Source organism: Akkermansia sp. UBA7090 (assembly GCF_002493465.1).
Classification (GTDB): domain Bacteria; phylum Verrucomicrobiota; class Verrucomicrobiia; order Verrucomicrobiales; family Akkermansiaceae; genus Akkermansia; species Akkermansia muciniphila_A.
On the sequence record NZ_DKYW01000010.1, the window covers coordinates 48,193 to 73,432 of the forward strand.

Annotated in this window: 25 protein-coding genes; 20 read left to right on the forward strand and 5 right to left on the reverse strand. The window is 53.9% G+C overall.

What is annotated here, in order from left to right:
* Positions 1-15 precede the first annotated feature (15 nt).
* Complete coding sequence (locus tag B3075_RS04665; RefSeq protein ID WP_290489043.1) at positions 16-1,725, reverse strand: hypothetical protein; 1,710 nt, start codon at positions 1,723-1,725, stop codon at positions 16-18.
* Between the two features lie 131 nt (positions 1,726-1,856).
* Here B3075_RS04665 and B3075_RS04670 point away from each other — a divergent pair, with 131 nt between their 5' ends.
* The 8 genes from B3075_RS04670 (at position 1,857) to B3075_RS04705 (ending at position 8,293) form a co-directional block, all read left to right on the forward strand.
* Positions 1,857-2,483, forward strand: coding sequence for a redoxin domain-containing protein (locus B3075_RS04670; protein ID WP_179218298.1), 627 nt, complete (start codon positions 1,857-1,859; stop codon positions 2,481-2,483).
* Between the two features lie 260 nt (positions 2,484-2,743).
* Positions 2,744-3,637 (forward strand): mechanosensitive ion channel family protein, encoded by an 894-nt coding sequence (locus B3075_RS04675; protein WP_290489040.1) that lies wholly within the window; start codon positions 2,744-2,746, stop codon positions 3,635-3,637.
* 66 nt (positions 3,638-3,703) lie between these two features.
* On the forward strand, positions 3,704-4,429 hold the full coding sequence (gene pyrH / locus B3075_RS04680; protein ID WP_094135444.1) for a UMP kinase: 726 nt from the start codon (positions 3,704-3,706) through the stop codon (positions 4,427-4,429).
* 51 nt (positions 4,430-4,480) lie between these two features.
* Complete coding sequence (frr, locus tag B3075_RS04685) at positions 4,481-5,047, forward strand: ribosome recycling factor (RefSeq protein WP_012420357.1); 567 nt, start codon at positions 4,481-4,483, stop codon at positions 5,045-5,047.
* Between the two features lie 34 nt (positions 5,048-5,081).
* Positions 5,082-5,402, forward strand: a complete 321-nt coding sequence (locus tag B3075_RS04690) for a bactofilin family protein (RefSeq protein ID WP_012420356.1) — start codon at positions 5,082-5,084, stop codon at positions 5,400-5,402.
* Between the two features lie 619 nt (positions 5,403-6,021).
* Positions 6,022-6,483 (forward strand): MarR family winged helix-turn-helix transcriptional regulator, encoded by a 462-nt coding sequence (locus tag B3075_RS04695; protein ID WP_290489030.1) that lies wholly within the window; start codon positions 6,022-6,024, stop codon positions 6,481-6,483.
* Positions 6,480-7,394, forward strand: a complete 915-nt coding sequence (locus B3075_RS04700) for a DUF1848 domain-containing protein (RefSeq protein WP_290489028.1) — start codon at positions 6,480-6,482, stop codon at positions 7,392-7,394. The genes B3075_RS04695 and B3075_RS04700 overlap by 4 nt, the downstream gene beginning before the upstream one ends.
* Complete coding sequence (locus B3075_RS04705) at positions 7,391-8,293, forward strand: radical SAM mobile pair protein B (protein WP_290489026.1); 903 nt, start codon at positions 7,391-7,393, stop codon at positions 8,291-8,293. Before B3075_RS04700 ends, B3075_RS04705 begins: the two co-directional genes overlap by 4 nt.
* 37 nt (positions 8,294-8,330) lie before the next feature.
* Here B3075_RS04705 and B3075_RS04710 read toward each other — a convergent pair whose 3' ends face one another.
* The 4 genes from B3075_RS04710 to B3075_RS04725 all read right to left on the reverse strand — a co-directional run bounded on the left by B3075_RS04710 (position 8,331) and on the right by B3075_RS04725 (position 13,234).
* A complete protein-coding gene (locus B3075_RS04710) occupies positions 8,331-8,900 on the reverse strand; it encodes a sugar O-acetyltransferase (RefSeq protein ID WP_290489025.1) in 570 nt (189 codons plus the stop codon).
* A complete protein-coding gene (locus tag B3075_RS04715; RefSeq protein WP_290489274.1) occupies positions 8,890-9,510 on the reverse strand; it encodes an HDOD domain-containing protein in 621 nt (206 codons plus the stop codon). Before B3075_RS04715 ends, B3075_RS04710 begins: the two co-directional genes overlap by 11 nt.
* 59 nt (positions 9,511-9,569) lie before the next feature.
* Positions 9,570-10,478, reverse strand: a complete 909-nt coding sequence (locus B3075_RS04720) for an AraC family transcriptional regulator (protein ID WP_290489023.1) — start codon at positions 10,476-10,478, stop codon at positions 9,570-9,572.
* 233 nt (positions 10,479-10,711) lie between these two features.
* The gene (locus B3075_RS04725) at positions 10,712-13,234 is read right to left on the reverse strand and encodes a M16 family metallopeptidase (protein WP_290489021.1); all 2,523 of its coding nucleotides are present in this window, start codon (positions 13,232-13,234) and stop codon (positions 10,712-10,714) included.
* Positions 13,235-13,471: 237 nt separating this feature from the next.
* Between B3075_RS04725 and B3075_RS04730 the strand changes: the two genes are divergently transcribed.
* From B3075_RS04730 to B3075_RS04785, 12 genes are all read left to right on the forward strand, one after another.
* Positions 13,472-13,714 (forward strand): hypothetical protein, encoded by a 243-nt coding sequence (locus B3075_RS04730; protein ID WP_094135438.1) that lies wholly within the window; start codon positions 13,472-13,474, stop codon positions 13,712-13,714.
* A gap of 146 nt (positions 13,715-13,860) precedes the next feature.
* A complete protein-coding gene (locus B3075_RS04735) occupies positions 13,861-14,340 on the forward strand; it encodes a glycine zipper 2TM domain-containing protein (RefSeq protein ID WP_094135437.1) in 480 nt (159 codons plus the stop codon).
* 35 nt (positions 14,341-14,375) lie between these two features.
* Positions 14,376-15,335 (forward strand): aldose epimerase family protein, encoded by a 960-nt coding sequence (locus tag B3075_RS04740; protein ID WP_094135436.1) that lies wholly within the window; start codon positions 14,376-14,378, stop codon positions 15,333-15,335.
* Between the two features lie 449 nt (positions 15,336-15,784).
* Positions 15,785-15,916, forward strand: coding sequence for a hypothetical protein (locus B3075_RS04745; protein WP_290489020.1), 132 nt, complete (start codon positions 15,785-15,787; stop codon positions 15,914-15,916).
* 609 nt (positions 15,917-16,525) lie between these two features.
* Positions 16,526-17,455 carry a cysteine synthase A gene (cysK, locus tag B3075_RS04750; protein ID WP_215834502.1) on the forward strand — a complete coding sequence of 310 codons (930 nt, stop codon included), beginning with the start codon at positions 16,526-16,528 and terminating at the stop codon, positions 17,453-17,455.
* A 55-nt stretch (positions 17,456-17,510) separates the two neighbouring features.
* Positions 17,511-18,194: a phosphoadenylyl-sulfate reductase gene (locus B3075_RS04755; protein WP_290489017.1), complete on the forward strand. Its 684-nt coding sequence runs from the start codon at positions 17,511-17,513 to the stop codon at positions 18,192-18,194.
* Positions 18,164-19,129, forward strand: coding sequence for a sulfate adenylyltransferase subunit CysD (cysD, locus tag B3075_RS04760; RefSeq protein WP_256943644.1), 966 nt, complete (start codon positions 18,164-18,166; stop codon positions 19,127-19,129). The genes B3075_RS04755 and cysD overlap by 31 nt, the downstream gene beginning before the upstream one ends.
* Positions 19,130-19,174: 45 nt before the next feature.
* The gene (gene cysN / locus B3075_RS04765; protein ID WP_290489015.1) at positions 19,175-20,902 is read left to right on the forward strand and encodes a sulfate adenylyltransferase subunit CysN; all 1,728 of its coding nucleotides are present in this window, start codon (positions 19,175-19,177) and stop codon (positions 20,900-20,902) included.
* 34 nt (positions 20,903-20,936) lie between these two features.
* Complete coding sequence (locus B3075_RS04770; RefSeq protein ID WP_290489013.1) at positions 20,937-21,962, forward strand: ABC transporter substrate-binding protein; 1,026 nt, start codon at positions 20,937-20,939, stop codon at positions 21,960-21,962.
* On the forward strand, positions 21,955-22,752 hold the full coding sequence (locus B3075_RS04775) for an ABC transporter ATP-binding protein (protein ID WP_094135430.1): 798 nt from the start codon (positions 21,955-21,957) through the stop codon (positions 22,750-22,752). The genes B3075_RS04770 and B3075_RS04775 overlap by 8 nt, the downstream gene beginning before the upstream one ends.
* Positions 22,737-23,516 (forward strand): ABC transporter permease, encoded by a 780-nt coding sequence (locus tag B3075_RS04780; RefSeq protein WP_290489010.1) that lies wholly within the window; start codon positions 22,737-22,739, stop codon positions 23,514-23,516. Before B3075_RS04775 ends, B3075_RS04780 begins: the two co-directional genes overlap by 16 nt.
* Before the next feature lie 15 nt (positions 23,517-23,531).
* Complete coding sequence (locus tag B3075_RS04785; RefSeq protein ID WP_290489008.1) at positions 23,532-25,172, forward strand: NADPH-dependent assimilatory sulfite reductase hemoprotein subunit; 1,641 nt, start codon at positions 23,532-23,534, stop codon at positions 25,170-25,172.
* Positions 25,173-25,240: the final 68 nt, after the last annotated feature.

Below are 25,240 nucleotides of genomic sequence, written 5' to 3' on the forward strand. Positions count from 1 at the left end.
CAGGCCTTTCCGCGCCTATCGCGGGCCGTGGTACACCTTATGCCTTCCGGACGCCATGGTGATGAAAATCAGGAACAGGGCATAAGCCGCCAGAAACCCCATGGGAATGACCGCCCCATGCTCTCCCCGCCCCAGCGCTTCAATGGGCGCGGCCTGCTTCACCCAGATATTCTGCGCCAGCCAGGCCAGGAAAATCGCCAGCAGCAGCGTGGGCGTCACAAACTTCATGATGAAACGGTAAATTCTGGGTATGCGGATAACGGAACTGTCCTCCAAATCCTTCAGCCCCCGGTCCACCCCCAGCTTCCAGGAAAAAAGAATCATCATCACCATGGCGCTCACAAAGAAACACAGCGTGCCCAGAAAGAAGTCATAAGTATCCATCGCCAGCAGGTTGCCGCTGTACCAGGCAACGATGAACGTGCCCGTAGCCGTAAAAAAGCCCTGCACCACCACAGCCATCTTGCGTTTCAACCCCATGAATTCCTCAATAAAGGACAAGCCCACCTGCATCATGGAAATGGAGCTGGTCACCGCCGCCACCGTCAGAAGCAGGAAAAACAGGCTGCCGAACACCACGCTGGCCCCCATCTTGGCAAAAGCCTGCGGAAGCACCATGAAGCCCAGCGCAAAAGTCCCCTGCCCGGCGGCTCCGGCCACTCCCAGGAACGCCACGGCGGCAGGCACCGTCATCATGCCGGCAATGCCCACCTCGCACACTTCATTGGAAGCGGCTGCCGAAAAGCCGCTCAACGCGATATCCTCCTTCTTTTTGACATAGCTGGCATACGTCAGAATCAGCCCCGTCCCTACGGAAAGACTCAGGAAAACCTGCCCGGCGGCCGCGATCCAAAGCTCAATATTTTTCAGGCCGTCCCACAAGGACACCTCAGTCAGCCTCCGGGTTCCGCCGGACATCTCCACCTGCCGCACGGCTTCATCCAAGGCTCCCACCTGGGAGGCTGAAACCATGGAAACCGTCTTCCAGTCCCCGCTGTCCCGGTCCAGTTCCTCCACCAGCACCTTGCTGGGATTCCACATATACCCCAGTCCCTGCTCGATGCTGCGGTCCGGATAAGAAGGGTCCGGCGTGCCGATGCACAAAATGCGCACCAGCAGCACCAGAGAAATCAACAGCAGCAACGGCATGAACCAGCGCGAAAACATTTCGATGCCCTTGCTGATGCCACGGTAAATAATTACCAGGTTCAGCAAAATGACCCCGACGACGATCCACAGCAGCCCGTTGTCCGACAACAGGGCGTTCCCGTCACCGTACATGCCCGTGAAACTGAAAAAAGTCTGCGCCGTCCCCTCCGCCGTGGCAAAAACCTCCGGACGGGTGAGCATCTTCCAGAAATAGCCGCAACACCACGCTTCCACCACCATGTAGTAAAAAGCCACGGATGAAGGCCCCAGAACCGCCAGCACGCCCAGAAACTTCCACAGCCTGGACCCTTTGGTCAGGTACCAGAACACGCCGGGGGCGCAATGGGCGCCCATCTGGCCGCCGCGCCGCCCGATGGACCACTCCGCCCATGCCACGGGCACGCCCACCAGAACCAGCATGAGCCCGTAAGCCACCATGAAGGCGCCCCCTCCATATTGAGAGGCCAGCCCCGGAAAGCGCAAAAAGTTTCCCAGCCCGACGGCACTGCCGGCCACAGCGAGAATCACGCCGATTTTTCCGGACCACTCATCTTGTTGCGCCTTTGAGGATGACATGGAGGGAATACTGACAAAAAAAGCTTCATTTTCAAGAGAAAACAGGCTCATTTGGAACGAATGCGGCATCATTGCCGCTTGACTTTCGTCCGTTTTTTGGAATCATTCTTTTAGAACCAAACCAAAAAACAATCATGCTTCTCATAGGAAAACCGGCACCTCATTTCAGCGCAAACGCAGTTGTAAACGGTACCATCGTACCGGATTTCAGCCTTGACCAGTTCAAGGGCAAAAAATACGTAATCCTGTTCTTCTACCCGAAGGATTTCACCTTCGTGTGCCCTACCGAGCTGATCGGCTTCCAGGAAGCCCTGGGCGAATTCGACAAGCGTGACGTAGCCGTCGTCGGCTGCTCCACGGACAGCGAATTCTCCCACTGGGCCTGGATCAACACCCCCCGCAGCCAGGGCGGCATCCAGGGCGTGACCTACCCCATCGTCTCCGACATCAACAAGACCATTTCCGCCGACTACGGCGTGCTGGCCGGCGATGAGGAAATTGACGAAGACGGCAATGTGGAAGTCAACGGGGAACTGATCGCCTACCGCGGCCTCTTCCTGATTGACAAGGACGGCATCGTCCGCCACCAGCTCATCAACGACTTCCCGCTGGGACGCTCCATTGATGAAGCCATCCGCGTAGTTGACGCCCTCCAGCACTTCGAACTGTACGGGGAAGTCTGCCCCCTCGGCTGGCACAAGGGAGACGCGGCCATGACCCCTTCCCACGAAGGCGTGGCCTCCTACCTCAGCAAGTAAAACAGCCCCGGCAATATTTCAAGGCCGCTTCCCCTCTCCGGGGAACGGCCTTTTTTCATCCCCGCCTTTCCCTTTTTCCCAATCAGGCGCCATATCCGGCCATGCGGCAGCCGCCCTTCCCGCGGGATGAATTTCTGCGGCCGCCGCGCCTGGAAAACCCGCCCTTCCCACTGCCGGAGGAACTGTCATAAACCGGGAAGAATACGCGCGCGCCCCTTGAGCCGGGCAGGAGCGTTTGCTACATCCTTCATATGAATATCATGGCAGACGCATCCCCCAGAGAAGACATCTGGACAAAAACCATGGACTTCCTGAACATGCCGGACTGGCTCAAGCTGGAAATGGTGCAGTCCGCGGGAGTCAAAATCCTGCACGTGGCGGTATGGCTGGTAATCAGCTGGATACTCCTGAAACTGCTCTGCCAGGTGCTCAAAAAAATCACTATTTTGAAAATGTCGCCCCAGGCCTCCCGCCTGACGGTGAAAATCGTCAAAAACGTCGGCTATATCATTATAGGCGTGGAAGCCTTTGCCCTGATGGGGTTCGATATCCTGACCCTGCTGGGCGCGGCCAGCATCATCGGCGTCGCCGTAGGCTTCGCCTCCCAGACCTCCCTGTCCAACATCATCAGCGGCCTCTTCCTGGTAGGGGAAAAGCAGATTAACCTGGGGGATATGATTGAAGTGAATGGAATTACCGGAAACGTGGACTCCATCAACCTGATGTCCGTCCAGCTCCGGCTGCCGAACAATACCATGGTGCGCATCCCCAATGAAATAATCATCAAAAATCCGGTCAGCAATATCACCCGTTTTTCCACGCGCCGGTGCGACCTGAGTCTGGGCGTGGACTATAACTGCGACATTGAGCATGTCGTGAACGTTCTCCGGGAAATAGTCAAACAAAACAAATTCTGCCTGGACGACCCCGCGCCCCTCATCTCGTTTTCAGGGTTCCAGGACTCTTCCCTGGGCTTTACCGTAGGCGCTTGGTGCCAGAAAGAAAATTTCCTGGACTGCAAGAAAACGCTTGCCCATGACATCAAGCGCCGCTTTGAGGAAGAGGGCATTTCCTTCCCCTTCCCTACCTGCAGCCTGGAGAGCAGAAGCCCCATCAAGGTGGAAATTTCCGGACCTCCGGAGAAAAATCAATAAGGAAGCTCTTTTTGCTTTCTTTTTGCCCCGTGAAATTTCAATCTTGTCTGCGTAAAATCCGCATCTATGTCTGATACATCCGCACCCGCCTATCGAAGAATCCTCCTGAAACTCAGCGGGGAAGCCTTGCGCAGCCCCGGCAGCATGGACAACATTTCCCCGGAAATCGTCGCCCGCATTGCTGAAGAAATCGCCCAGGCGCACCGCTCCGGCATCCAAATAGGCCTGGTCGTGGGCGGCGGCAATTTCTGGCGCGGGGCGAAAGCCAGCGTGCGCGGCATGGACCGCGCCACGGCGGATTACGTGGGCATGCTCGCCACCGTGATGAACGCCCTGGCCCTTCAAAGCGCGCTGGAACGGGCGGGAGTCCCCTGCGTGGTGCAGTCCGCCATTGAGATGAAAAACGTCGCGGAATCCTTCATCCGCCTGAGGGCCCGCTCGTATCTGGACAACAATAAAATCGTCATCTTCGCCGCCGGCACCGGCAACCCGTTCTTCTCCACGGACACCACGGCCGCCCTGCGCGCCAGCGAAATCAATGCGGAAGTGGTCATGAAGGCCACCTCCGTGGACGGAGTGTATGATGCGGACCCCAAAAAAGTCTCCGGAGCCAAGCGATTTGACACCATCTCGTATCAGGAATGCCTGGAACGCCAGCTCAAAGTGATGGACTCCACGGCCTTCACCCTGTGCATGGACAACAAAAAACCCATCATCGTATTCGACATGCACACGCCGGGCAACATCACGCGCGCCCTTCTCGGGGAACCGATCGGCACCATCATCAGCTGAGCCCCGCATTCCCTTTCAACCCACTAAAAACACTTAGCACCTACCATCACCATGGACGCAGAAACATTATTATTGGAAACGGAGGAATCCATGCTCAAGGCCGTGGACTTCGCCAAACAGGAATTCTCCGGCGTACGCACGGGCAAAGCCTCCCCCGGCCTCGTGGAAAACCTGGACGTGCATGTCTCCAGCTACGGCTCCGTCATGAAGCTGAAGGGCCTGGCCGTCATCAGCACGCCGGAACCCCGCCTCATTCTCATCCAGCCCTTTGACCCGAGCACCGTTCACGACATCGGCCGCGCCATCAATGAAAGCAAGCTGAACCTCAATCCCCTGGTGGAAGGCCGCTCCATCCGCCTGCCCATTCCCGCCCTCACGGAAGAACGCCGCAAAGACCTTGTGAAGCTTGTCAAATCCCAGGCGGAAGAAGCCCGCGTACGCGTGCGCGGCGCCCGGAAGGCCGCCATGGATTCCGCCAAAAAGCTCAAGGCGGAAAACATCGTCACGGAAGACGGCCAGCGCGACCTGGAAACGCAAATCCAGAAGCTGACGGACAAATACGTGAAGGAGATTGACGAGCTGGTAGCCGTCAAGGAAAAGGATATCATGACCATCTAAACCGGAAACACCCATCCCCAACCATTTGACGACAATGACAGACAACGTAACCAACTTCCTCGCCTCCGGCATCGAAATCAAGGGAACCATCCGTTTCCAGAATGACATGCACATCGACGGCAAAATCGAAGGCGAAATCATCTCCGACAAGGGAAAAGTCACCATCGGGGAAACCGCCCAAATCAAGGGTGACATCACTGCCGGAGACGTCCGCATCTATGGCAACGTGGAAGGCAAGGTCACCTCTGACCGCTGCGAACTCAAGCAGCAGGCCCGCGTCGTCGGAGACATGAAAACGCGCAGCCTCGCCATGGAGGAAGGCGCCCACCTGCTGGGCCGCACGGAAATCGGCTAAAAAACAGCCGTCCTGTTCTTCCCTGGCGTGCCTTGATACGGCCGCTTCTCCAAAAGCACGAAAGCGCGCCGGGGGTTCAGGAGGCGGAAAAATGCCGTTTGGCACAAAGCCCCTCCGGCAAAAAAAACGCTCCTTCCTTCTGTCAGAACTATCGCCGGATACCGCGCAGGCGCATCGCCGCCTGCGTTTTTTATTGAGTTCCTGCGCCCCTCCCCGCCTCTGGAAAAACATCCTTAACCGGAGCAGGCGGAACTTGCCCTGATGCTGAAAAGCCTCACTGGGCAAACTCTCTAATTCCCGTAAAAACAGGGAATCGCTTCCCAGGCGGCCACAGGCGCCTGTTTTCCAAGCCATACGGCAAAAAAACTCTTCTGCCGCGAAACAGCAGATACGGGAACAAAAAAGAAAAACGCCCCGGATTCTTGAACATCCGGCAGCCATGACCTCCCGGCGCCGTTTCCGGAAAATTTGCCAGGCCACGCAAAAAAGCCGTCCCTATCCCCCGCCTCTTTATCTGGGGCTTTATATTTAGGGCTTTACAAAAAACGCGTGAAGAGCTACATTCTTTTTGTCAAATATCAGACTATCAAATATTGTACCTTTTTTTTCATCTCCGCCTATGAGCAAAGAGCGCGTCAATATCCACGTAAACAACTACTGCCGGCTACGGGACAAACAATATGCCGTCTATACGGAATACGCCAGAAAACACGGGTTAACCACCAAAGAGCTGTTTATTCTGGATATCATCTATTTCGCTCAGGGCGGCTGCACGCAGGCGGGGATTTGCGAACGCCTCTCCGCCACGAAGCAAACCGTCAGCGCCGCCATCAAAAAATTCTGGAAGCTGGGGTACCTTTCTTTTGAAGAATCCAAAACCGACCGGAGAATCAGGCTGGTACGCTTCACCGCAGCCGGAAAGGAATACGTGGAACGCATCATCCCTCCTGCCGCGCAGGCGGAAAACGACGCCATGGCGGAATTAAGCGGAGAACAACAAGCGGAACTGGTCCGTTTAACCGACCTTTTTTCGGAACAAATGCGTCTGAAATTTCAATCCATCAACAAAAACACGCTATGATTATCAATACAGGAGGACGGACGGACACCGTCCAGTATTACACCCGCTGGCTGCTGAAGAGGTTTGAAGAAGGCTATGTCCTTTCCCGCAATCCCCTGTTCCAACATAAGGTGACCCGTTATGAACTGACGCCGGACCAGGTGGACTGTGTTGTGTTCTGCTCTAAAAATTATGCTCCCATTCTTCCGCATATCAGCAGCATCGCCGAGCGTTTCCATACCTATTTCCACTATACGATTACAGCCTACGGAAAAGAAATTGAACCGGGTGTTCCCGGCATTGACGAAAGCATGGCCACTCTGGTCAAACTTTCGGAAATTGTCGGAGCAAACCGCATCGCATGGCGGTATGACCCGGTATTGCTGACAAATGAATATACCGTCAGAAGGCATCTGGAAACCTTTGAACGCATGGCGGCCTTCTTATCCGGCCATATCGACCGCTGCATTTTCAGCTTTGTGGAAATGTACAGGAAGCTGCAAACCAACATGCCGGAACTAATCCCCCTCACGGAAGAAGACAAGGAGGAGCTGGCGGCAGGGCTGGGAGCCATCGCGGCCGAATACAACATCCCTATTCAAACCTGCGGAACCAATGGCGATTACACGCGTTACGGCATTTCATCCTCCGGCTGCATGACCCTGAACATTCTGGGACAGGCCAACGGCGTTCAATTCCGCAACCTGAAACATCAAGGAATGCGGCAGGGCTGCCATTGCATTGAGAGCCGGGACATAGGAGCGTATGACACCTGCCTTAACGGCTGCAAATACTGCTATGCAAATACGAACCGGCAAAAGGCCCGTGAAAATTACAAACTCCATGACCCGGACTCTCCGCTGCTGCTGGGGCATCTGCTCCCTTCCGATACCGTGCAGCAGGGAATGCAAAGGAGCTTTTTAAAACCATGAACGCTGATGAAATCAAAGTAAGGAAAATTCAGGTAAAGAGCATCCTGTCAACGTCAAATCTGCCTGTGGCCGATTACTCGGTCAATCCTTACGTGGGCTGCCCCCACGCCTGTAAATACTGTTACGCCTCCTTCATGAAGCGGTTCACCGGGCATCCGGAACCATGGGGAACCTTTCTGGACGTCAAATACTGGCCGGAAATACGCAACCCCGGGAAATACGCGGGAAAACAGCTGTTTATTGGTTCCGTGACCGACCCTTACGGCCCTCAGGAAAAAATCTACAAGAGGACAAGGGCGCTTCTGGAACAGCTTCAAAACAGCGGCGCGGAAATCAGCATAGCTACAAAATCCGATTTGGTGCTGCGGGACCTGGATTTGATAAAAACATTTCCCCATGCCCGCGTTTCCTGGTCCGTCAACACGCTTGACGAGCGTTTTCAGGCAGATATGGACATGGCGGTTAGCATCTCGCGGAGGTTGGCCGCCATGAAGGCCTTCCACGAGGCAGGAATCCGCACCACCTGCTTCATCTCCCCCATTTTTCCGGGCATTACGGATATTCCGGCGATTGTGGAGCAGGTCGAAGACAAGTGCAACCTGATTTGGCTGGAAAACCTGAATCTGCGGGGCAGCTACAAATCCGTAATTCTGGAGTACATCAGAAAACGCTACCCCCGCCTGGCTCCCCTCTATCAGGAAATTTACCAGAAAGGCAGCCGCGGATACTGGGAAGAACTGGACGCCGCAATACGGCAGATGGCGGAAAAACGGGGGTTACCGTATCTGCGCAATGACGATTCCATGCACCGGCCGTTCAACGAACCGCCGGTTATCGTGAATTACTTTTACCATGAGCAGATCAAACGTTCCGCCATGAAGAAAAAGGAATACGCCTGAACCCGCTTCCTCCCGCGGCGGCCTTCATCCGTTGATGTCAAAAACGCCTGATCACCCTGCATGGATTCCCAACAGCAACACAGCCGGCCGGTATGGAATGAGTAACGACGCTTCCCGCTCCAATAACGGAGCCTTTTCCTATCGTCACGCCCGGCAGCAGAACGCTGCCGCCTCCAATCCATACCTGATCCTCAATTTCTACCGGCAGTGCATAAGTTCGGAAAAACGTTCCCTTACCTTCTTCCCATTTCGTCACAAGGCGTTCCTGAGGCAAGACCGGATGCGAAGCCGTATAAATCTGAACATTGGACGCAATCAACACCTGGCTGCCCATGTGAATGGGCGCATTATCCACCAACGTGCAGTTCATGCCGATGATCACGTTGCTCCCTAAAAAAATGTTCTTCCCGTAGTCGCAATGAAAGGGAGTATCTATCGTCACGTTATCCCCAATCCCTCCCAGCAATTCCTGAAGAATTTCACGTCTTCTCCGCGTATCGCCATACGCGGAAAAATAATATTCCCTTGTCAATTCCCTCGCCCGGGCAATTTTCCTTAACGCATCAGGACTTGCCGTTTCCAAAAAATCTTTTGCTTCATAACGCATGGCTTTCCTCCTGACGAAAACTGTTTTCAACGGCTCCCGGCAACAGATCATAAATGGAACAGTCTGTTTTCTTTTCAAAGAACGCCTTGAGCTGAAGAATTTTTTTCCACCGGTCCACCGTAAACGGATGCACTCCATAACGGATTGTCACATCTACAAAACGTTTTTCCAAAAGGCAGAAGCCTGTAGGCAAGGCCAAAGCATCACATAACTGGACCAGACGGTCATAGTCGTCATAGACTGCGTTCTCTACAAAATTTTTCATGAACAGGTAATCTTCTTCACTCACGTCAAACGTGCCGATAGAAGTATTGATATCCTGTATCATAAACGCATGAGAAATGCAAATCTGCGCAGCCTTGTTCCAGCCTCTTACCGAACAATAGCGGTACCCGTCTATTAAATGCTTTTCGGAACTTACTCCGGCATGCCGTCCAATATCATGCAACAACCCCAGAACATAAGCCTTTTCGCCGGACATCCCTTTACAATGTGACGCTATATTTTCACAGGCCTGCGCTACATGGCGGGAATGTTCCGCCCAGCCTCCCGGGTTGGATTCATATGCTTCCCTGATTGCCCGTTCCGCGGTTTTTCTGTCCGGCTCCATCTCAGTCATGGCTATCACTATAGCGCATTCCCACGGAAATAAATATCATTTACCTGCCATTAAATATCACGATTCCGCCATTTTCTCCGGTATTCGGTTGGGGTGCAATAAAAATATTCCCGGAAAATCTTTCCAAAATAACTGCTGCTGCCCAATCCGCAGGAATAACCTACGTCCGTAATGGGAATCCTGACGTCAGCCAGCATCCGGCAAGCTATTTGCAAACGATAGCTTCTGATATATTCCACCGGCGTCATATGCAGGCAATCACGAAATGTTCTGAAGCATTCCCTTTCACTTAAAAAAGCCGCCGCCGCGAGTTCCTGAACAGCAATTTTCCCGGAATAATGTTCATGGACATAGGCCATCATCTGCTTTATTTTATCATCCCTTTTATTGCATTCTTTCCTTTGAGCGGAAAAAGGGAATTGGTCAAACATCCTCATCCAGATTTCCGACAGGGCATTCCTCAACTTCATTTCATACCCAAATTCACGATCTGAAAGTTGAAAAGAATCCCGTATCAGTTCCAGAATTTTTTCATCCCGGGGATTTGCAGGGGAGAAGGAGATCAATTCCACCTCCGGATCTGAAACAACTGGAGAAATATATTTTTGTCCTATCCGGCTCCCCTTCCCTCCATCAAGCAGGGATACATCAAAAATATGAAGCAACTGGACGTTTTTTTCCGTATGCACTGCTGTCTTTGTCCGATGCAATACATTGGAATTCACCATACCGCCGGATCCTGACGGGAAACAAGCTGTTCCCTTTGGGGTATAATATTCAAGAGAACCGCTCTCTATAAAAAATAACTCCACCGCCTGATGCCAATGCCAGGGAACAGACTGCCCCGGATACTTGTCAAGTTCCGCCCGTGAAGCTATGTATGGGAAATCGGGTGAAAAGCCCGGAAGAGCTTCTTCTCTGCTTCCCATCTGGAATTCAATATTTTGTCTATTTTTCACATCCCGGCGTTCTCTCTAATTCACGCTCATCCGTATATATTCTTTCCCGTGATCCTTCCATCACAAAACCTTTTTCTGCCGGGCATTTGGAAAAAGCCGGGAAAACAGGCAATCGGGCAAGGAGGGAAAGCATTCCCTCCTTCCCAAACAGCGCCCATAAAACCGGGCAGGATAAATCATTCAGCCCCGCCATGCATCGCCCCCCATGAAAACGGGAATGATTCTCCGGGAAATTATTCCCCGGCAGGCGGGCGCACGACGGACCAGGAACGCGGCTGGGCGGGATCCAGAGCCTTCCTGATAAAGGCGTTCATCCGTGCCAGATCCATCTTCCTGATAGCGTTCGTCTGCTGTTCAAACGCTTCCAAAGGCAGACCGAACAGGATATCCAGCGCCAGCATCTGGCACAACGTTCCATTGGACTGCATGGCCAGCAGACGGGAAGACAGGGCGGCCGCCCTGGTGCGTTCCAGCTCCTCCTCCGTCATGCCCTGTTCATAAATCATCTCCAGGGTTTCTTCCAGCCTCCGCCCGGCTTCCTCCAATTGTTCCGGGGAGGTCCCCAGATAGAAGCAGATGCCTCCGGCATCCATGCCAATGAACAGGGAAGAACTGGCATAATAGGCCAGTCCGGCTTCCTCCCGGATATTGGTGAAAACGGGACCGGCCATATCACTGCACCAGGACTGGAACAACAGAGCCTGGGCCATCTCCGGCGAAGCCACGTCCACGCCCGGCACCCCCACTACCAGCACGGCCTGCTGTTTGTCCAGGACGGCCACTTCCCGGCCGGCCCGCAGCGCGGGCGTGGGAGTCAGGGCCGGAGGCGTTCCCGCCCTCATGCCTCCCAGATGTTTTTCCAGAAGAGGCAGCACCTCTTCCTTCCTGACATCTCCGGAAATGCAAATCACGGCGTTGGAAGCGCAGATAATGCGTTCATATTGCCTTTTGATGTCCTGAACCGTCAGTGAAGACAGGCTTTCCGGCGTGCCGGAAGGGGAATTCCCATAGGAGACATGCCCGTAAGCCACCTTCCGCTCCTGCCGGAACGCCACGGAAAGAGGGTCTTCCATATCCTCCTCCGCATCCGCCACAAAAGACTCCTGTTCCCTCAGAAAGGCGTCTTCCGGGAAAGACGGATTCATGACTACGTCCGCCATCAGCTCCAGCCCGGCGTCCAGGTCTTCCGCCAGGACCTGACACCCCACGCTCAGGGAATTATTACCGGCGGATGTGTTGACGGCTCCCCCGATGTCTTCCAGAAAACGGGCTATATCCGCGGCAGAACGGGTGGAGGTTCCTTTCAGCAGGCATTCGGCCATCAAGTCCGTCACTCCGGCGTCATGCTCATTTTCCGCACGGCATCCGGCTTTGAACGCCATGCAGGCATAGGCCAGCGGCAGGCGATGGTCTTCACGGATCACCACCTTCATGCCGTTGCCAAGAACATGCTCGCTCAGGGCCGTTTCCTCGGCGGCGGAGGCCCCTTCTTCATCCCCGACATTGCTGCCCGGGGGGTCCAGGCTGACTTCCGTCACATTTGGGGAAGACAGCCAGGTGGAACAAACGCGGCGCAAATCTTCCGTTGTCACCCGTTCAATAGCCTCCTGCCATTCGGAAGACAGGTTCAAATTGCGCGCGCCGAACCAGTCCGCCCCCATTTCCGAGGCCATCCCGGAAGCGGAACTCCTGCGGCGCAGGCGGCTGACACGGGTCTGTTTGCAAACTCTCTTCAGGTCCTCCGTAAAATCCTCTTCCGCCAGATTGTGAAGCTCCTGGAGCACCAGGTCCCGCACTTTGTCGCGCTGGGCGCGGTCCACGTCAATGCTGATGGTGAACGCCCCCTCATCCGTCTCAGACTGGTTGGAATGCACCTCAATGCCGTACACCAGCCCCAGGCGATCATGGAACTTTTCATAAAAACGCGCGGAACGTCCGCCGCCCAGAATGCTGGACAGCGCGGAAAGGGCCGGCGTATCCGGATGGGCGGAACAGGGCAGGCGCCAGGCAAGGTGAAGCTTGGAGTAAGGCACGACAAACTCCTTCCGAACCCTGCGGGAACCGAACTGGTGAGGTTCATGGGGAATGGGTTCCCGGTTCAGGGGACGGGATTTCAGGTCTTCCACCAGCAATTCCAGATGGGAAAGAATCTCCGCGGCATCCACATCTCCCGCGATGGAAAGAACCACGTTATTCGGAACATAACGGCTGGCATGGTAATCCAGCACGTCCTGCCGCGTCAGGCAGTCAAAGGCGGCGCGCTCACCCAGCACGGGCCAGCGGCGGGGATGCTTGAGATACAGCGTCTGCATCAGAAGCTGGTAGGCCACGGAATCGGGATCATCCGCATACATGGCCATCTCCCGACGCACCACCTCCTTCTCCCGCTCCATCTCGTCTTCCGGGAACGTGGGGAAAAATACAAGCTCCGTCAGAAGATTCAGAAAAATCTGCCAGGACTCCGCAGGGCCGTCTATGTAGTACACGGTGCGGTTCACGCTGGTATACGCGTTCCAGTGGCCGCCGCGTTCCTGCACCTTGCGGGCCAGCTCCTGCCCGGAGAAATGCGCCGTTCCCTTAAACACCAGATGCTCCAGCAAATGGGAAAGTCCGCTCCCCTGCCAGTGCCCCTCATTCATGGACCCCGTGCCAACCCAGTACTGGAGGGACACTACGGGATGAGACTTGTCCTCCTTAATCAAAACCGTCAAACCATTTCCAAAACGGCGCGTCACAGGTTCCTTGGCTGAACTCATGTTCCCTACCGTGCCTCAAGAAATCGCCCCATGCAAGCCGGCGCTCCGTACATGCCCCCGGACTGTCAAACTTACTCCGGAGTCCAAAAGCGCGTCCTCATCAAAAAAACCGCCTTAAAAAACATCCTCTCCGCGTATTTTTTTGAACAAATATCGCTCCCTGCCGCTCTATCAGTCGTAAAGCGGCAGATCCTCTGCCGCAGCATTACCAACACCACAAACCTCACATCTCATTATATGAAAAAGATCCTCGCTGTAGCAGCCTTCGCGTTCGCCTTCAGTGTCAACGGTTACGCCCAGGAGGCAGCCGCTCCGGCGGATTCCCCCGCCCCCGCAGCCCAGAAGTGCTGCAAGAAAGATAAAAAGTGCCCCAGGAAATGCGCCAAGGAAGGCAAATGCCCGGAAAAGTGCGGCCAGCCTTGCAGCAAAGGAGAAAAGCCCTGCGGCTGCCCCAAAAAGGAAGAAGCCCCCAAGGCCTGACCCGTCGAAACCGTTAGAATAAATACGAACCCTTGCCGGAAGGTTCCGGCAAGGGTTTTCTCCGCCGGAAGGGCGCAACCGCGGCCCTTCCGGTGACTGCGAAATTACTTGATCTTAACCTTCAATCCGTTTTATAAATCGTCATCATGAAAACAGCTTCCATTCTTACCATCGGCTGTGCAGTCATGGCGCTGTCCATTACTTCCTGCACCAACTTCGGTTCCCCGAACACCTATAACCTGAATGAAATCGGTGGAGCCCAGGAAACCTATACCGGCACGGTCACCAGCGTGGAAAACGTCAAAATCCAGGCCAATAACGCCAACACCGGCACCGGAATCGGCGCCGTGGCGGGCGGGTTGACCGGCGCCATGTTCGGGGGCGGCAACGCCAAATTCGCGACGGCGGCGGGCGGCGCCATTCTGGGCGGCATCGCCGGCAACCAGATTGACAAGGCCATCAATAACACGACCGGGGAACGCATCACCGTGCGTCTGGACCAGAAAAGGAACGGCACCCGCAACTACACGGTCGTCCAGGTCGCCAGCAGGAACAACCCGATCCAGGTCGGACAGCGCGTGCGCGTGATCATCGGCAACAACGGTTCCCGCGTGCTGGCCTATTAATTGGAAATCCACTACTGACCAAGCTATATACCGGCATGATCTTCGGCACCTTACCCGGCGGCGCACCTGTAGAATTGTTTGAACTGTCTTCCGACAAGCTGACGGTACGCATCAGCAACTACGGGGGGCGCATCATCTCCGTCGTCAAGGACGGCATGGACATGATCGTAGGGCCCAAGCGCTTTGAAGACATGCTGAAAGACACCTGTTATTGCGGTGCGATTTGCGGCCGCGTCGCGAATCGCATCGCAAAAGGCAGGTTCTCCATTGACGGGGATTCCCGCACCGTGGCCGTCAACAACGGCCCCAACCACCTGCACGGCGGCATCCAGGGGTTCGACAGCAAAATCTGGCAGGTGCAGGAAGCCGGGCGCAATACGCTGGTGCTAACCCTGCACTCCGCAGACGGGGAGGAAAATTACCCCGGCAACCTGGAAGTGGTAGCCACCTACACCGTGGTGGAAGAAACCCTTCACCTCCGCCTGGAAGCGTACGCGGACGCGGCCACAATCGTCAACCTCACCAACCACGCTTACTGGAACCTGTCCGGCAAGCCCACCATTGATTCCATGACTCTGGAGGTACGGGCATCCGCCTATACTCCGGTGGATGCCACCAATATCCCCGACGGCCGTATCCTTCCCGTGGAAGGAACGGACTTTGACCTGCGGAAAGCAGCCCTGCTGGGAGAACGCAATTCCGCCGCCCACCCGGACACCGCCGCCGGGCTGGACCATAACTACGTGCTGGATTCCGAACCGGGAGACAAAATCGCCGCCATCCTTCTTGACCCGGAATCCCGGCACCGTCTGATTGTGGCGACGGACGCTCCCGGCCTCCAGGTATATACCGGGGAATACCTGCCCCAGGCGCGCCAGGGAATAGCGCTGGAAGCCCAGGGCTTCCCCAATGCCGTCAATACCCCTCACTTCCCCAGCGTGATTCTGCGTCCCGGCCAATCCGCCACGCGCAGCATTACCTGGACCGTCAGATAGACGGCCTGCCTGAATCCCGTTTCCGAATAAAAAACGGCGCTTCAACAACACCCTCCGCGGGTTTTCCCGGTCAGGCACGCGGCGTCAGGATGTCCGCGCAAAGCCCTTTCGCCACTGCCTTTTGGCGCCCATCCGCGATGCGTTCCTGGGAACGGTTCACAAAAACCAGCTCCGCAACGGAAACCGGATTGTCCCGATATTGCCCAGGCAAGCAGGCAAACGCCTCCGTCAGGGACGCCGCGTGCTCCGACCCAATTCCCCAGCGCAGGAACAAACTCCGCCGGAGCCTCCCCGTCCCAGGGGAAAACAGCCTTATTCACAGCCCTGAACCGCTCCGCCATTTCCCGATAGACGGAATCCGCCAAGGCAGCCTCCCGGATGCGCGGGCGCTTATTCAGCCTGTTGACCCTTTTGGCGATGGTCACAGACTCATCCCCATCCGTTCATACATGGAGGACAGCGTCAACCTTCTCTCCATGATCCGTTCTCTGGAACGTATCGGAGACATTGCCAGAACCATCGCCGGCACCGCCGTCTTCCTGAAGGAAGCCACGGACATCCGCCACGGTAAGGAAAGATAAAACAATTCCTTCCTGTACGGCGATTCCCTGTTGCCCGTACAAAGATCATGATGAACAACATAATCCGAATTTCGTGCGTCAGAGGCTTCCCCCATAAGTCCTAACGGCTCATCTTCTCAACAGCTGTGTTTTTGCACACCATCCTCCAAATAATCACAACTGCCAAATTATCAGCATACAGGCAACAAACATTCCAGGGATATGCGGCAAAGGATGGAATGGGGCAAAACAAACAGTTTTCCCAGCGCCACAATTACTCTCCGGGAAAAGGAATAATTCATAACGTCAACCGGAGAGACTCAATACAACTGCATGCTCCAGGAAGGCAAGGAAACAAGGCATCTGCCCCTCGTACGCATCCTTTCACCTTCACGGCCAATAGCTTGAAAACGGAGAAAACCGGCCTTTTACTCTCAATCTCTGAAATTTTACAGCCGTCCATTCCCTGCTCTTCTACCATTTTTATTTACATAAAAAAACAAATAATAAAATAATATCTCATATTCATTGATTCATATTGACACTTCCGGAGGATAAGAGTAACTAATCCCTATTATTCCTATCGGAATACAAAAGAAATCTAAATCCATCCCTGTAAAGCACGTCACGATGAACATTTACACCTCCATATCGGAACTGGTCGGGAAAACACCTCTTCTGGAGCCAAGGAATTATGCCCAGGCACATTGTCTGAATGCCCGGCTCCTGCTCAAGCTGGATCACCTGAATCCGGCAGGAAGCATGAAAGACCGTATCGCACTCGCCATGATCAACGAGGCAGAAGCATCGGGCCAGCTCCAATCGGGTTCCGTCATCATTGAACCAACCAGCGGCAACACGGGCATTGGCCTGGCGGCTATTGCCGCTTCCCGGGGATACCGCATCATTCTCACCATGCCGGAAAGCATGAGCGTTGAACGACGAAATATTCTAAAAGCCTACGGAGCCGATATTGTCCTGACGGAAGACAGCCAGGGAATGAAAGGAGCCATTGCCAAAGCCCAGGATCTGGCGGCCACTACTCCGGGCTCCTTCATTCCCAGCCAATTCACCAACCCGACCAATCCCAGGGCCCACTATGAAACGACAGGGGTTGAAATATGGGAAGATACGGACGGAGAAGTAGATATCGTCGTAGCCGGAGTAGGCACCGGAGGAACAATAACCGGCATAGGCAGACTGCTCAAGGAACGCAAACCCGGAGGAATCACCGTCATTGCCGTGGAACCGGCAGATTCCCCCGTATTATCCGCCGGCCAGGCAGGAAGCCATCAAATTCAAGGAATAGGAGCCGGCTTTATCCCAGAAACCCTGGATACGGATATCTATGATGAAGTCATCACCGTTTCCAATGAAGATGCCTTTTCCACAGCTAAAGAACTGGGCGTCAGAGAAGGAATTCTGACCGGGATTTCCAGCGGGGCAGCCCTATGGGCAGCCGTCCAGGTTGCTAAGAGAAAAGAGAATACAGGGAAAAATATAGTAGTGATCCTTCCCGATTCAGCGGACCGGTACTACTCAACTCCCCTGTTCATCTGACATCCCGTTTTTTTCTACCAGATACGGCTATCCGCCTTCAACCGGCTCAACACTCATGAACGCTCATTCCCCAACCGCTACAGACACGTTGCGACAGGCCGCAGCGCAATACGAAGGAGACCTTGTTTTTGCCACATCATTCGGGGCAGAAGACCAGGTGCTTACCCATATGATCTCCCATCTTGGCCTGAATATTCCTCTGGCTACTCTGGACACGGGGCGTCTGTTTCCGGAAACCTATGAACTCTGGGCAAGAACGGAGGAAATATACGGCATTCGCATTATTCCTTATTTTCCGGCAGCGGAAGAAGTGGAAAGCATGATCCTGGACAAAGGCGTCAACCTGTTCCGCAACAGTGTGGAAAACCGTCACAAATGCTGCAATATCCGCAAACTGCGCCCTCTGGAAAGGCTCCTTGCCGGGAAAAAAGCGTGGATTTGCGGATTACGCTCCACCCAGTCCATCACCCGGAAAGGACTTCATATCACAGAAAACGATGAGGCGAACGGCATCATCAAAATCAGCCCGCTGGCCCACTGGTCAGAAGAGGATGTCTGGAACTATATCCGCGCTTACGGCATTCCCTACAATCCTCTTCATGATGCAGGATTCCCCAGTATCGGGTGCGCCTGCTGCACAAGAGCCGTCAAGAGGACAGAAGACGTACGCGACGGACGATGGTGGTGGGAAGAAAAAGAACACAGGGAATGCGGCCTACACCGCAGGCCAAAACATTAACAATCAAAAAAAGAACATACAAAATGAACAGCATTTGCAGACTCAGCCAGCTTAAGCAGCTGGAGGCAGAAAGCATTCACATTTTCCGGGATGCCATCAGCCAGTTTGAAAATCCCGTACTTCTTTATTCCATCGGGAAAGACTCCTCTGTACTGGTCCACTTGGCCAGAAAGGCATTCTATCCCGGCAGGCTCCCCTTCAAGCTTCTTCATATAGACTCCACATTCAAATTCCGCGAGATGATAGAATTCCGGGACAGATTCGTTCAGGAAAATGATCTGGATCTGATTGTCCACAGTAACCAGGAAGGCATTGCCGCCGGCGTTAATCCTTTTACTTACGGCAGCCGCAAATACACGGATATTATGAAAACACAGGCATTGATTCAGGCGTTGACCGCAGGAAAATATGATGCCGTGTTCGGAGGAGCCCGCCGCGACGAAGAAAAATCACGGGCCAAGGAACGAATTTTCTCTTTCCGGGATAAATTCAACCAATGGGACCCCAAAAATCAACGACCGGAATTATGGAACATTTACAACGGCCGTATCAATCCGGGAGAAAGCGTCCGTATCTTTCCTCTGTCCAACTGGACGGAACTGGATATCTGGCAATATATCCGCCTGGAAAAAATACAGGTGGTGGACCTGTATTTCGCTAAACCTCGTCCCATTGTGGAACGTGACGGCTCCCTGATTATGGCGGACGACGACCGCCTGCCTTTGGAACCGGGGGAAACACCGCAAATGAGAACCGTCCGTTTCCGTACGCTGGGCTGCTACCCTCTAACCGGAGCCATAGAATCTACAGCCCGCACTGTAGAAGAGATTGTGGCGGAAATGCTGGAAACCAGGCTGAGCGAGCGTTCTTCCCGCATCATTGACCACGATGGTGATGCCTCCATGGAGCAGAAAAAACGGGAAGGATATTTTTAACCCCTATTATGAATCATTCTGACGACACCTCTTCTTTTTACCATTATGGACATCGACTCATACCTGAACGAACACGAAAATAAAAGCCTGCTGCGCGTACTTACCTGCGGTTCCGTGGACGACGGGAAATCTACACTCATCGGACGCCTTCTTTATGACAGCAAACTGATTTTCGACGACCAGCTGGCAGAACTGCGCAAAGCCAGTGAAAAAAATGGAACTACGGGGGCAGGCAACATTGATTACGCCCTGTTGCTGGATGGCCTTAAAGCGGAACGGGAACAGGGAATAACCATTGATGTAGCCTACCGGTACTTCACCACCCCCCGCCGCAAATTCATCATTGCCGACTGTCCCGGCCATGAACAATACACACGGAACATGGCCACCGGAGCTTCCACGGCGGACGCGGCCATCATCCTGATTGATGCCCGCCACGGAGTACTCACACAAACGAAGCGGCATGCGTTCATCGCCTCTCTTCTGAAAATACGGCACCTCATCGTAGCCGTCAACAAGATGGATCTTCTGGATTACTCTGAAGAAAAATTCCGGAAGATTGAAGAAGAATTCGGAAGCTTCACGCAACAGCTGAATATCCCGGACGTTCGTTTCGTTCCCATTTCCGCCATTGAAGGGGAAAATGTGACGCAGACAACAGGGAAAACGCCCTGGTACCAGGGAGATCATCTGCTTTCCATCCTGGAAACGCTGGATTCCAGCGACAGCAGGAATCTCCGGGATTTCCGCTTTCCGGTACAGACAGTCATACGCCCCAATCTCGATTTCCGGGGGTTCGCCGGTTCCATTACCTCCGGAGCCATCCGCAGGGGTGACCCTGTCGTAACGCTGCCTTCGTTTCAAAACAGCCGGATCAAGAGGATCGTTACTCCGGACGGAGATCTGGAAGAAGCATTCTCTCCCCAGGCCGTCGTATTGGAACTTGAGGATGAAATAGATATCAGCAGCGGTGACATGATCGTCAAAAAAGGGAATCTCCCCCATATCGAAGATCGGCTGGAGGCCCGTGTCATCTGGATGTCTGAAAAACCTCTTCTTCCCGGAAGCAAATACATGATTCGCCATGCGGGCAGAAATATCCAGGGGCGGATAGCAGAACTCCAGTACGACATAGACGTCAATACACTGGAAAGCCGCCATGCGACACAGCTTCCTCTGAACCATGTCGGCCGTATCGTCCTGGAAACAAGTTCCCCCTTGTTCTATGATTATTACCGGGATAACCGCTCCGGAGGAGCTTTCATCCTGATTGACCCGCTGAATAACGTCACGGCGGGAGCCGGTATGCTTCGCCCTCCTCACAGAGATAAGGCTCCCGAAAAAGAACAGGAGCAACTTCCGACATTCGTTTCAAGCGATGAACGCGCAGAAACCTTCGGGCATGGCGGAAAACAAATTTACATAGCGGGAGAAGACAGCGAACTGGCGCGCAGCTTCGCCAAACAGCTGGAAAGGGAACTCCACCGGCTCAAGGCCCATACCTACGGTCTGGATTTCAAGGCGGAAGGCGTATGGGGCAGATCCGCTAAAGAAATCGTCAATGCCTCAGGCCTGCTGGCCGAAGCGGGACTGATGAGCATTGCAGTATTGCCGGGACTTCCCGTCCTGCCCAGAAACACCAAGGGGGCCTACTGCATCTGGCTGGGGAACGTCGTCTCCGCGCCAGAAACGGCAGACCGCATCCTCCCCCCCGCAAAGGCAAATGAAAATACCGCGTTTCTTCTGGCGCGCACTCTCTATGTGGAATTTTGATTTTATCCCATTTTAATACCCGTTCCATCATTTTATGAAAACTCAGCCTCTTGCATTAAATGCTCTTCTCTGCGTTGGCGCTCTCCTGGCTCCAGTTTTTCTGGCATCCTGTCGGGAAGCCCCCGAACGGCAGGCCCAAATACGCTTTGGCCTTTTTCCCAACGTAACCCATGTCCAGGGGCTGGTTGCCAGGCATTTCAGCCGCACGGGGGATGGATGGTTTGAAAAACGCATCTTTGAACGGACGGGGAAAAATATCTCCATTCTATGGTATGCTTACAACGCCGGCCCTGGCGCTATGGAAGCCATGTTCGCCAATTCCCTGGATTTTACCTACGTTGGGCCGGGCCCTGCCATTAATGCGTATTCCAAATCCAACGGAACTCTCCTGCAAATCGTAGCGGGAGCCGTACAGGGAGGGTCCGGACTGGTCGTTCCCACCCATTCCGGAGCATGCACGCAAAAAGACTTTCAAGGGAAAATCATCGCTACCCCCCAATTGGGCAATACTCAGGATATAGTCTGCCGGACATGGTTGGCCCTGGGAGGCGTAACAGTCACTCAAACCGGAGGAGACGCAAGCATACTTCCTACCCCCAACCCAGAACAGATACCCCTCTTGCGTCAAGGCAAACTGGACGGCTCCTGGACTGTAGAACCATGGATTAGCCGCCTGGAAAAAGAAGCCGGAGGCAAGCTCCTGTTTCTTGAAAAGGATGCCGTAACCACTGTTCTGACAGCCCAAAAGGATTTCCTGGAAAAACAGCCGGACGTGGCGCAGGCCATGATTGAAGCTCACAGAGAACTCACTCTCTGGATCATTGGACATCCCCAGGAAGCTCAAAAAATCGTCGTAGAAGAATTGAGGGAACTTACCCGTTCCAACATTGATCCCGCTTTAATTATCCATGCGTGGCCCAGGTTAGTTCTCACGAATGAAATATCCGAAGAAAAGCTCCACGAATTAGCCAAGGATACGGTACGGACCGGATTTTACAAGAAACTCCCCCACGTCGAAGGCATCATCCGGAATGATAAAAATAATCCCGCCCATGAGTAGATTATCCATACGAAACGTTTCCAAAAGTTATTTTTCCAGAAAAAAATCGCTTCTGGCTCTTTCTTCCGCCAATCTGGACATAGGGGAAGGAGAATTCATCTGCCTGGTAGGTCCAAGCGGTTGCGGCAAAACAACTCTGCTGAATATGATCGCCGGTCTGATCAAATCGGATACGGGAAGCATCTCCTATGATGGGGAAATAATCTCAGGACCGGGACCGGACAGGACAGTCGTTTTTCAGGATTTCGCCCTGTTCCCCTGGTTAAACGTGCTGCACAACGTAGAATTCGGTCTCCGATTTACCGGAATTCCCCGCGCAAAACGCCTCCAAATATCTTTGGAAAACCTGAAATCAGTAGGCTTGGACAACTTTGCGCATGCTCGTATCCATGAACTCTCCGGAGGAATGAAACAGCGCGTGGCCATAGCCCGGGCTCTTGCATTGCGTCCCAGGGTTCTCCTGATGGATGAGCCCTTCGCCGCATTGGATGCCATGACCAGGGAACAGCTTTATGCGGACCTCCAGGCCATTTGCGCCGGGCATGGAATTACCGTCGTCTTTGTCACCCATAATGTACGGGAAGCCGTATGCCTGGGAGACAGAGTCATTTTATTTTCATCCCACCCTGGACGTATTTGCGGAGAATTCTGCATTCGTTTGCCGCGCCCGCGCCAAATCAATGATCCGGGAGTGGCCCGGCTAGCTTCAAACATCACACGGGCATTAAAATCGATTTCCAGGCCCGCAGAAGAAAAACAAGACGCACAAACATCATGCACCCTTCCATAAAAAATATTCTCCAATCCTCAGTATTCATCTTGCTGGCCTTGACTATATGGGAATACGGTTCTCTATCCGGCTGGTGGAGGCCTTTCCTATTCCCGGCGCCTTCCGCCATAAGCGGCTATCTTGAAGAAGCAATCAGGGACAACTCTCTCTGGGCCGCTACGGTCGTTACTATCCGGAGACTGCTCCTGGGGTACCTGGCCGGAATCTCCATCGGAATTCCAGCAGGACTTTTATCTGCCCGCTTCCAGCTAATGAGAAACACCATCGGAGTTCTGGCATTGGGATTTCAAGGGCTTCCCAGCGTTTGCTGGGTCCCTCTGGCTATCCTGTGGTTCGGCCAGGAAGAAGCGGCCATCCTGTTCGTCGTTGTCATGGGCACCGTCTGGTCGGTCATACTGGCCACAGAAAATGGACTTGCCAACGTCCCTCCGATTTATGCCCGAGCAGCACGGACAATGGGAGCCGGCTCTGCCTACACGCTGCTCTTCGTCACGCTTCCGGCCTCTGCTCCATTCATCGTCAGCGGCATGAAGCAGGGCTGGGCCTTTTCCTGGCGCTCCCTAATGTCCGCAGAAATTTTTGTTCCCATCCTGACAGGACTGGGATTGGGACAGCTCCTGCACTTCGGAAGAGAACTCAATTCCATGGAGCAGGTCATGGGCATCATGTTCGTTATTATTCTCATAGGCCTGCTCTCAGACAAACTCATCTTCTCCCCCTTGGAACAAGCCATCTACAGACGCTGGGGGACTAATTTAACTTAACCAACAGAAAATATCATGACTAAAGAAGGATACACATCCAACGAACGAATCAAGGAGGAAAGCGATTTCCTCAGAGGAAACATCTCTGACCTCCTCCATGACGGCAGCATTACCCATTTCCCGTCCGAAGAAGAATTTCTTTTGAAATTTCACGGGATTACCCAGCAGGATAACCGGGATGAACGGCTTATCCGGAAGAAAAACGGACAGGAAAGAAACTGGTTATTCATGTTGAGGCTGCGCCTCCCCGGGGGCCGCATGACGCCCAGCCAATGGCTGGCCGCGGAAACGCTAAGCGACCAATTCGGCAACGGCACCCTTAAACTTACGACACGCCAGGCCATTCAAATCCACGGAGTCGTCAAACAGGACTTGAAACAGACCATGAAAGATATCCACCACGCGGCCATCACCACGATTGCCGCCAGTGGGGACGCCACGCGCAATGTCATGGTTTCTCTGCACCCGGAAGATTCCGGCATCCATGAGACAGTCTTCAATCAAGCCCGGGAACTCTCCCGAAAACTGGAACCGCAGACGCACGCCTATCATGAAATATGGCTGGATGCCAAACGAATCTACTCGGGCGCGGAGGAAGAGCCTTTGTACGGTCCCGGATATTTGCCGCGCAAATTTAAAATCGCTTTTACGCTTCCCCCGGAAAATGATGTTGATGTGTACGCCCAGGACCTGAGCTTCGTGGCTATTGAAAAAGAGGGAAAACTCCTGGGATATGACATCCTGGCCGGCGGAGGAATGGGCTATGCTTACGGCAATCCCGGTTCTTTCCCCCGCCTTGCGGATATTATCGGATTTTGTTTCCCGGAGCAGGTGGAGGAAGTAGCCCGGCAGGTGCTTTTGATCCACAAAGAATTCAGTACCCGCTGCAACAGAAAAACATCCCGGCTCAGGTACACCATTGCCGGCAAAGGGCTGGACTGGTTCACTAACGAACTTGCAACACGCCTTCCATTTCCGCTTCAAGCGGCCAGACCTTTTTCATTATCTACGAACGGAGACGCCGCAGATGTTCCTGGCCGCCAGACCATTGAAATTGAAGGAGGCCGCATCCAGAATTCAAACAGGCAACAGCTCAAAACCGCTTTTCATGAAATAGCTTCTATTCATCAAGGAGATTTTTTCATCACAGGTAATCAGAATCTGGTCATTGACGGCATCACACCGGATACTGCCGAGCAAATCAAATCCATCATTGGGAAGTACAATCTTCTCCCCAACAATTCGGGGCTCAGGCGCAATTCCTCCGCCTGTACCAGCCTGCCATTTTGCCCGCAGGCCCTTACAGACTCCGAAAGGCTGCTTCCAAAACTGGTGGATGAACTGGAACCGCAGTTAAAAGAACTGGGGCTATGGGACGAAGAAATTTCCATCCGCATGACCGGGTGTCCCAACGGATGCTCCAGACCATATCTGGCAGAACTGGCTTTCGTCGGCAGAGGTCCGGGCAAGTACAATATCTGGATGGGCGGTTCCAGAAGAGGAGACAGGCTGGGCTTCATCTATCAGGAATCTGTACCCGTAAAGGAAATCGCAGACGTGCTCCGACCAGTATTTGCACGTTTTGCGGCGGAACGCAACCAGGGGGAAGGATTCGGTGACTGGAGCATCCGCGCATTACATCCGCAATCTTTATAAAAGCATAAACACCCGGAGCCGCTTTTGCCGCGGACGGCTCCGGGGTAAATCCTGCTATCTTTGAAAAT

Bases quoted from the DNA above. Each gene is read 5' to 3' on its own strand.
- B3075_RS04665 (WP_290489043.1), bottom strand. From the start codon at position 1,725: ATGTCATCCTCAAAGGCGCAACAAGATGAGTGGTCCGGAAAAATCGGC.
- B3075_RS04675 (WP_290489040.1), top strand. From the start codon at position 2,744: ATGGCAGACGCATCCCCCAGAGAAGACATCTGGACAAAAACCATGGAC.
- pyrH (WP_094135444.1), top strand. From the start codon at position 3,704: ATGTCTGATACATCCGCACCCGCCTATCGAAGAATCCTCCTGAAACTC.
- frr (WP_012420357.1), top strand. From the start codon at position 4,481: ATGGACGCAGAAACATTATTATTGGAAACGGAGGAATCCATGCTCAAG.
- B3075_RS04690 (WP_012420356.1), top strand. From the start codon at position 5,082: ATGACAGACAACGTAACCAACTTCCTCGCCTCCGGCATCGAAATCAAG.
- B3075_RS04695 (WP_290489030.1), top strand. From the start codon at position 6,022: ATGAGCAAAGAGCGCGTCAATATCCACGTAAACAACTACTGCCGGCTA.
- B3075_RS04700 (WP_290489028.1), top strand. From the start codon at position 6,480: ATGATTATCAATACAGGAGGACGGACGGACACCGTCCAGTATTACACC.
- B3075_RS04705 (WP_290489026.1), top strand. From the start codon at position 7,391: ATGAACGCTGATGAAATCAAAGTAAGGAAAATTCAGGTAAAGAGCATC.
- B3075_RS04710 (WP_290489025.1), bottom strand. From the start codon at position 8,900: ATGCGTTATGAAGCAAAAGATTTTTTGGAAACGGCAAGTCCTGATGCG.
- B3075_RS04715 (WP_290489274.1), bottom strand. From the start codon at position 9,510: ATGGAGCCGGACAGAAAAACCGCGGAACGGGCAATCAGGGAAGCATAT.
- B3075_RS04725 (WP_290489021.1), bottom strand. From the start codon at position 13,234: ATGAGTTCAGCCAAGGAACCTGTGACGCGCCGTTTTGGAAATGGTTTG.
- B3075_RS04730 (WP_094135438.1), top strand. From the start codon at position 13,472: ATGAAAAAGATCCTCGCTGTAGCAGCCTTCGCGTTCGCCTTCAGTGTC.
- B3075_RS04735 (WP_094135437.1), top strand. From the start codon at position 13,861: ATGAAAACAGCTTCCATTCTTACCATCGGCTGTGCAGTCATGGCGCTG.
- B3075_RS04740 (WP_094135436.1), top strand. From the start codon at position 14,376: ATGATCTTCGGCACCTTACCCGGCGGCGCACCTGTAGAATTGTTTGAA.
- B3075_RS04745 (WP_290489020.1), top strand. From the start codon at position 15,785: ATGGAGGACAGCGTCAACCTTCTCTCCATGATCCGTTCTCTGGAACGT.
- cysK (WP_215834502.1), top strand. From the start codon at position 16,526: ATGAACATTTACACCTCCATATCGGAACTGGTCGGGAAAACACCTCTT.
- B3075_RS04755 (WP_290489017.1), top strand. From the start codon at position 17,511: ATGAACGCTCATTCCCCAACCGCTACAGACACGTTGCGACAGGCCGCA.
- cysD (WP_256943644.1), top strand. From the start codon at position 18,164: ATGCGGCCTACACCGCAGGCCAAAACATTAACAATCAAAAAAAGAACA.
- cysN (WP_290489015.1), top strand. From the start codon at position 19,175: ATGGACATCGACTCATACCTGAACGAACACGAAAATAAAAGCCTGCTG.
- B3075_RS04770 (WP_290489013.1), top strand. From the start codon at position 20,937: ATGAAAACTCAGCCTCTTGCATTAAATGCTCTTCTCTGCGTTGGCGCT.
- B3075_RS04775 (WP_094135430.1), top strand. From the start codon at position 21,955: ATGAGTAGATTATCCATACGAAACGTTTCCAAAAGTTATTTTTCCAGA.
- B3075_RS04780 (WP_290489010.1), top strand. From the start codon at position 22,737: ATGCACCCTTCCATAAAAAATATTCTCCAATCCTCAGTATTCATCTTG.
- B3075_RS04785 (WP_290489008.1), top strand. From the start codon at position 23,532: ATGACTAAAGAAGGATACACATCCAACGAACGAATCAAGGAGGAAAGC.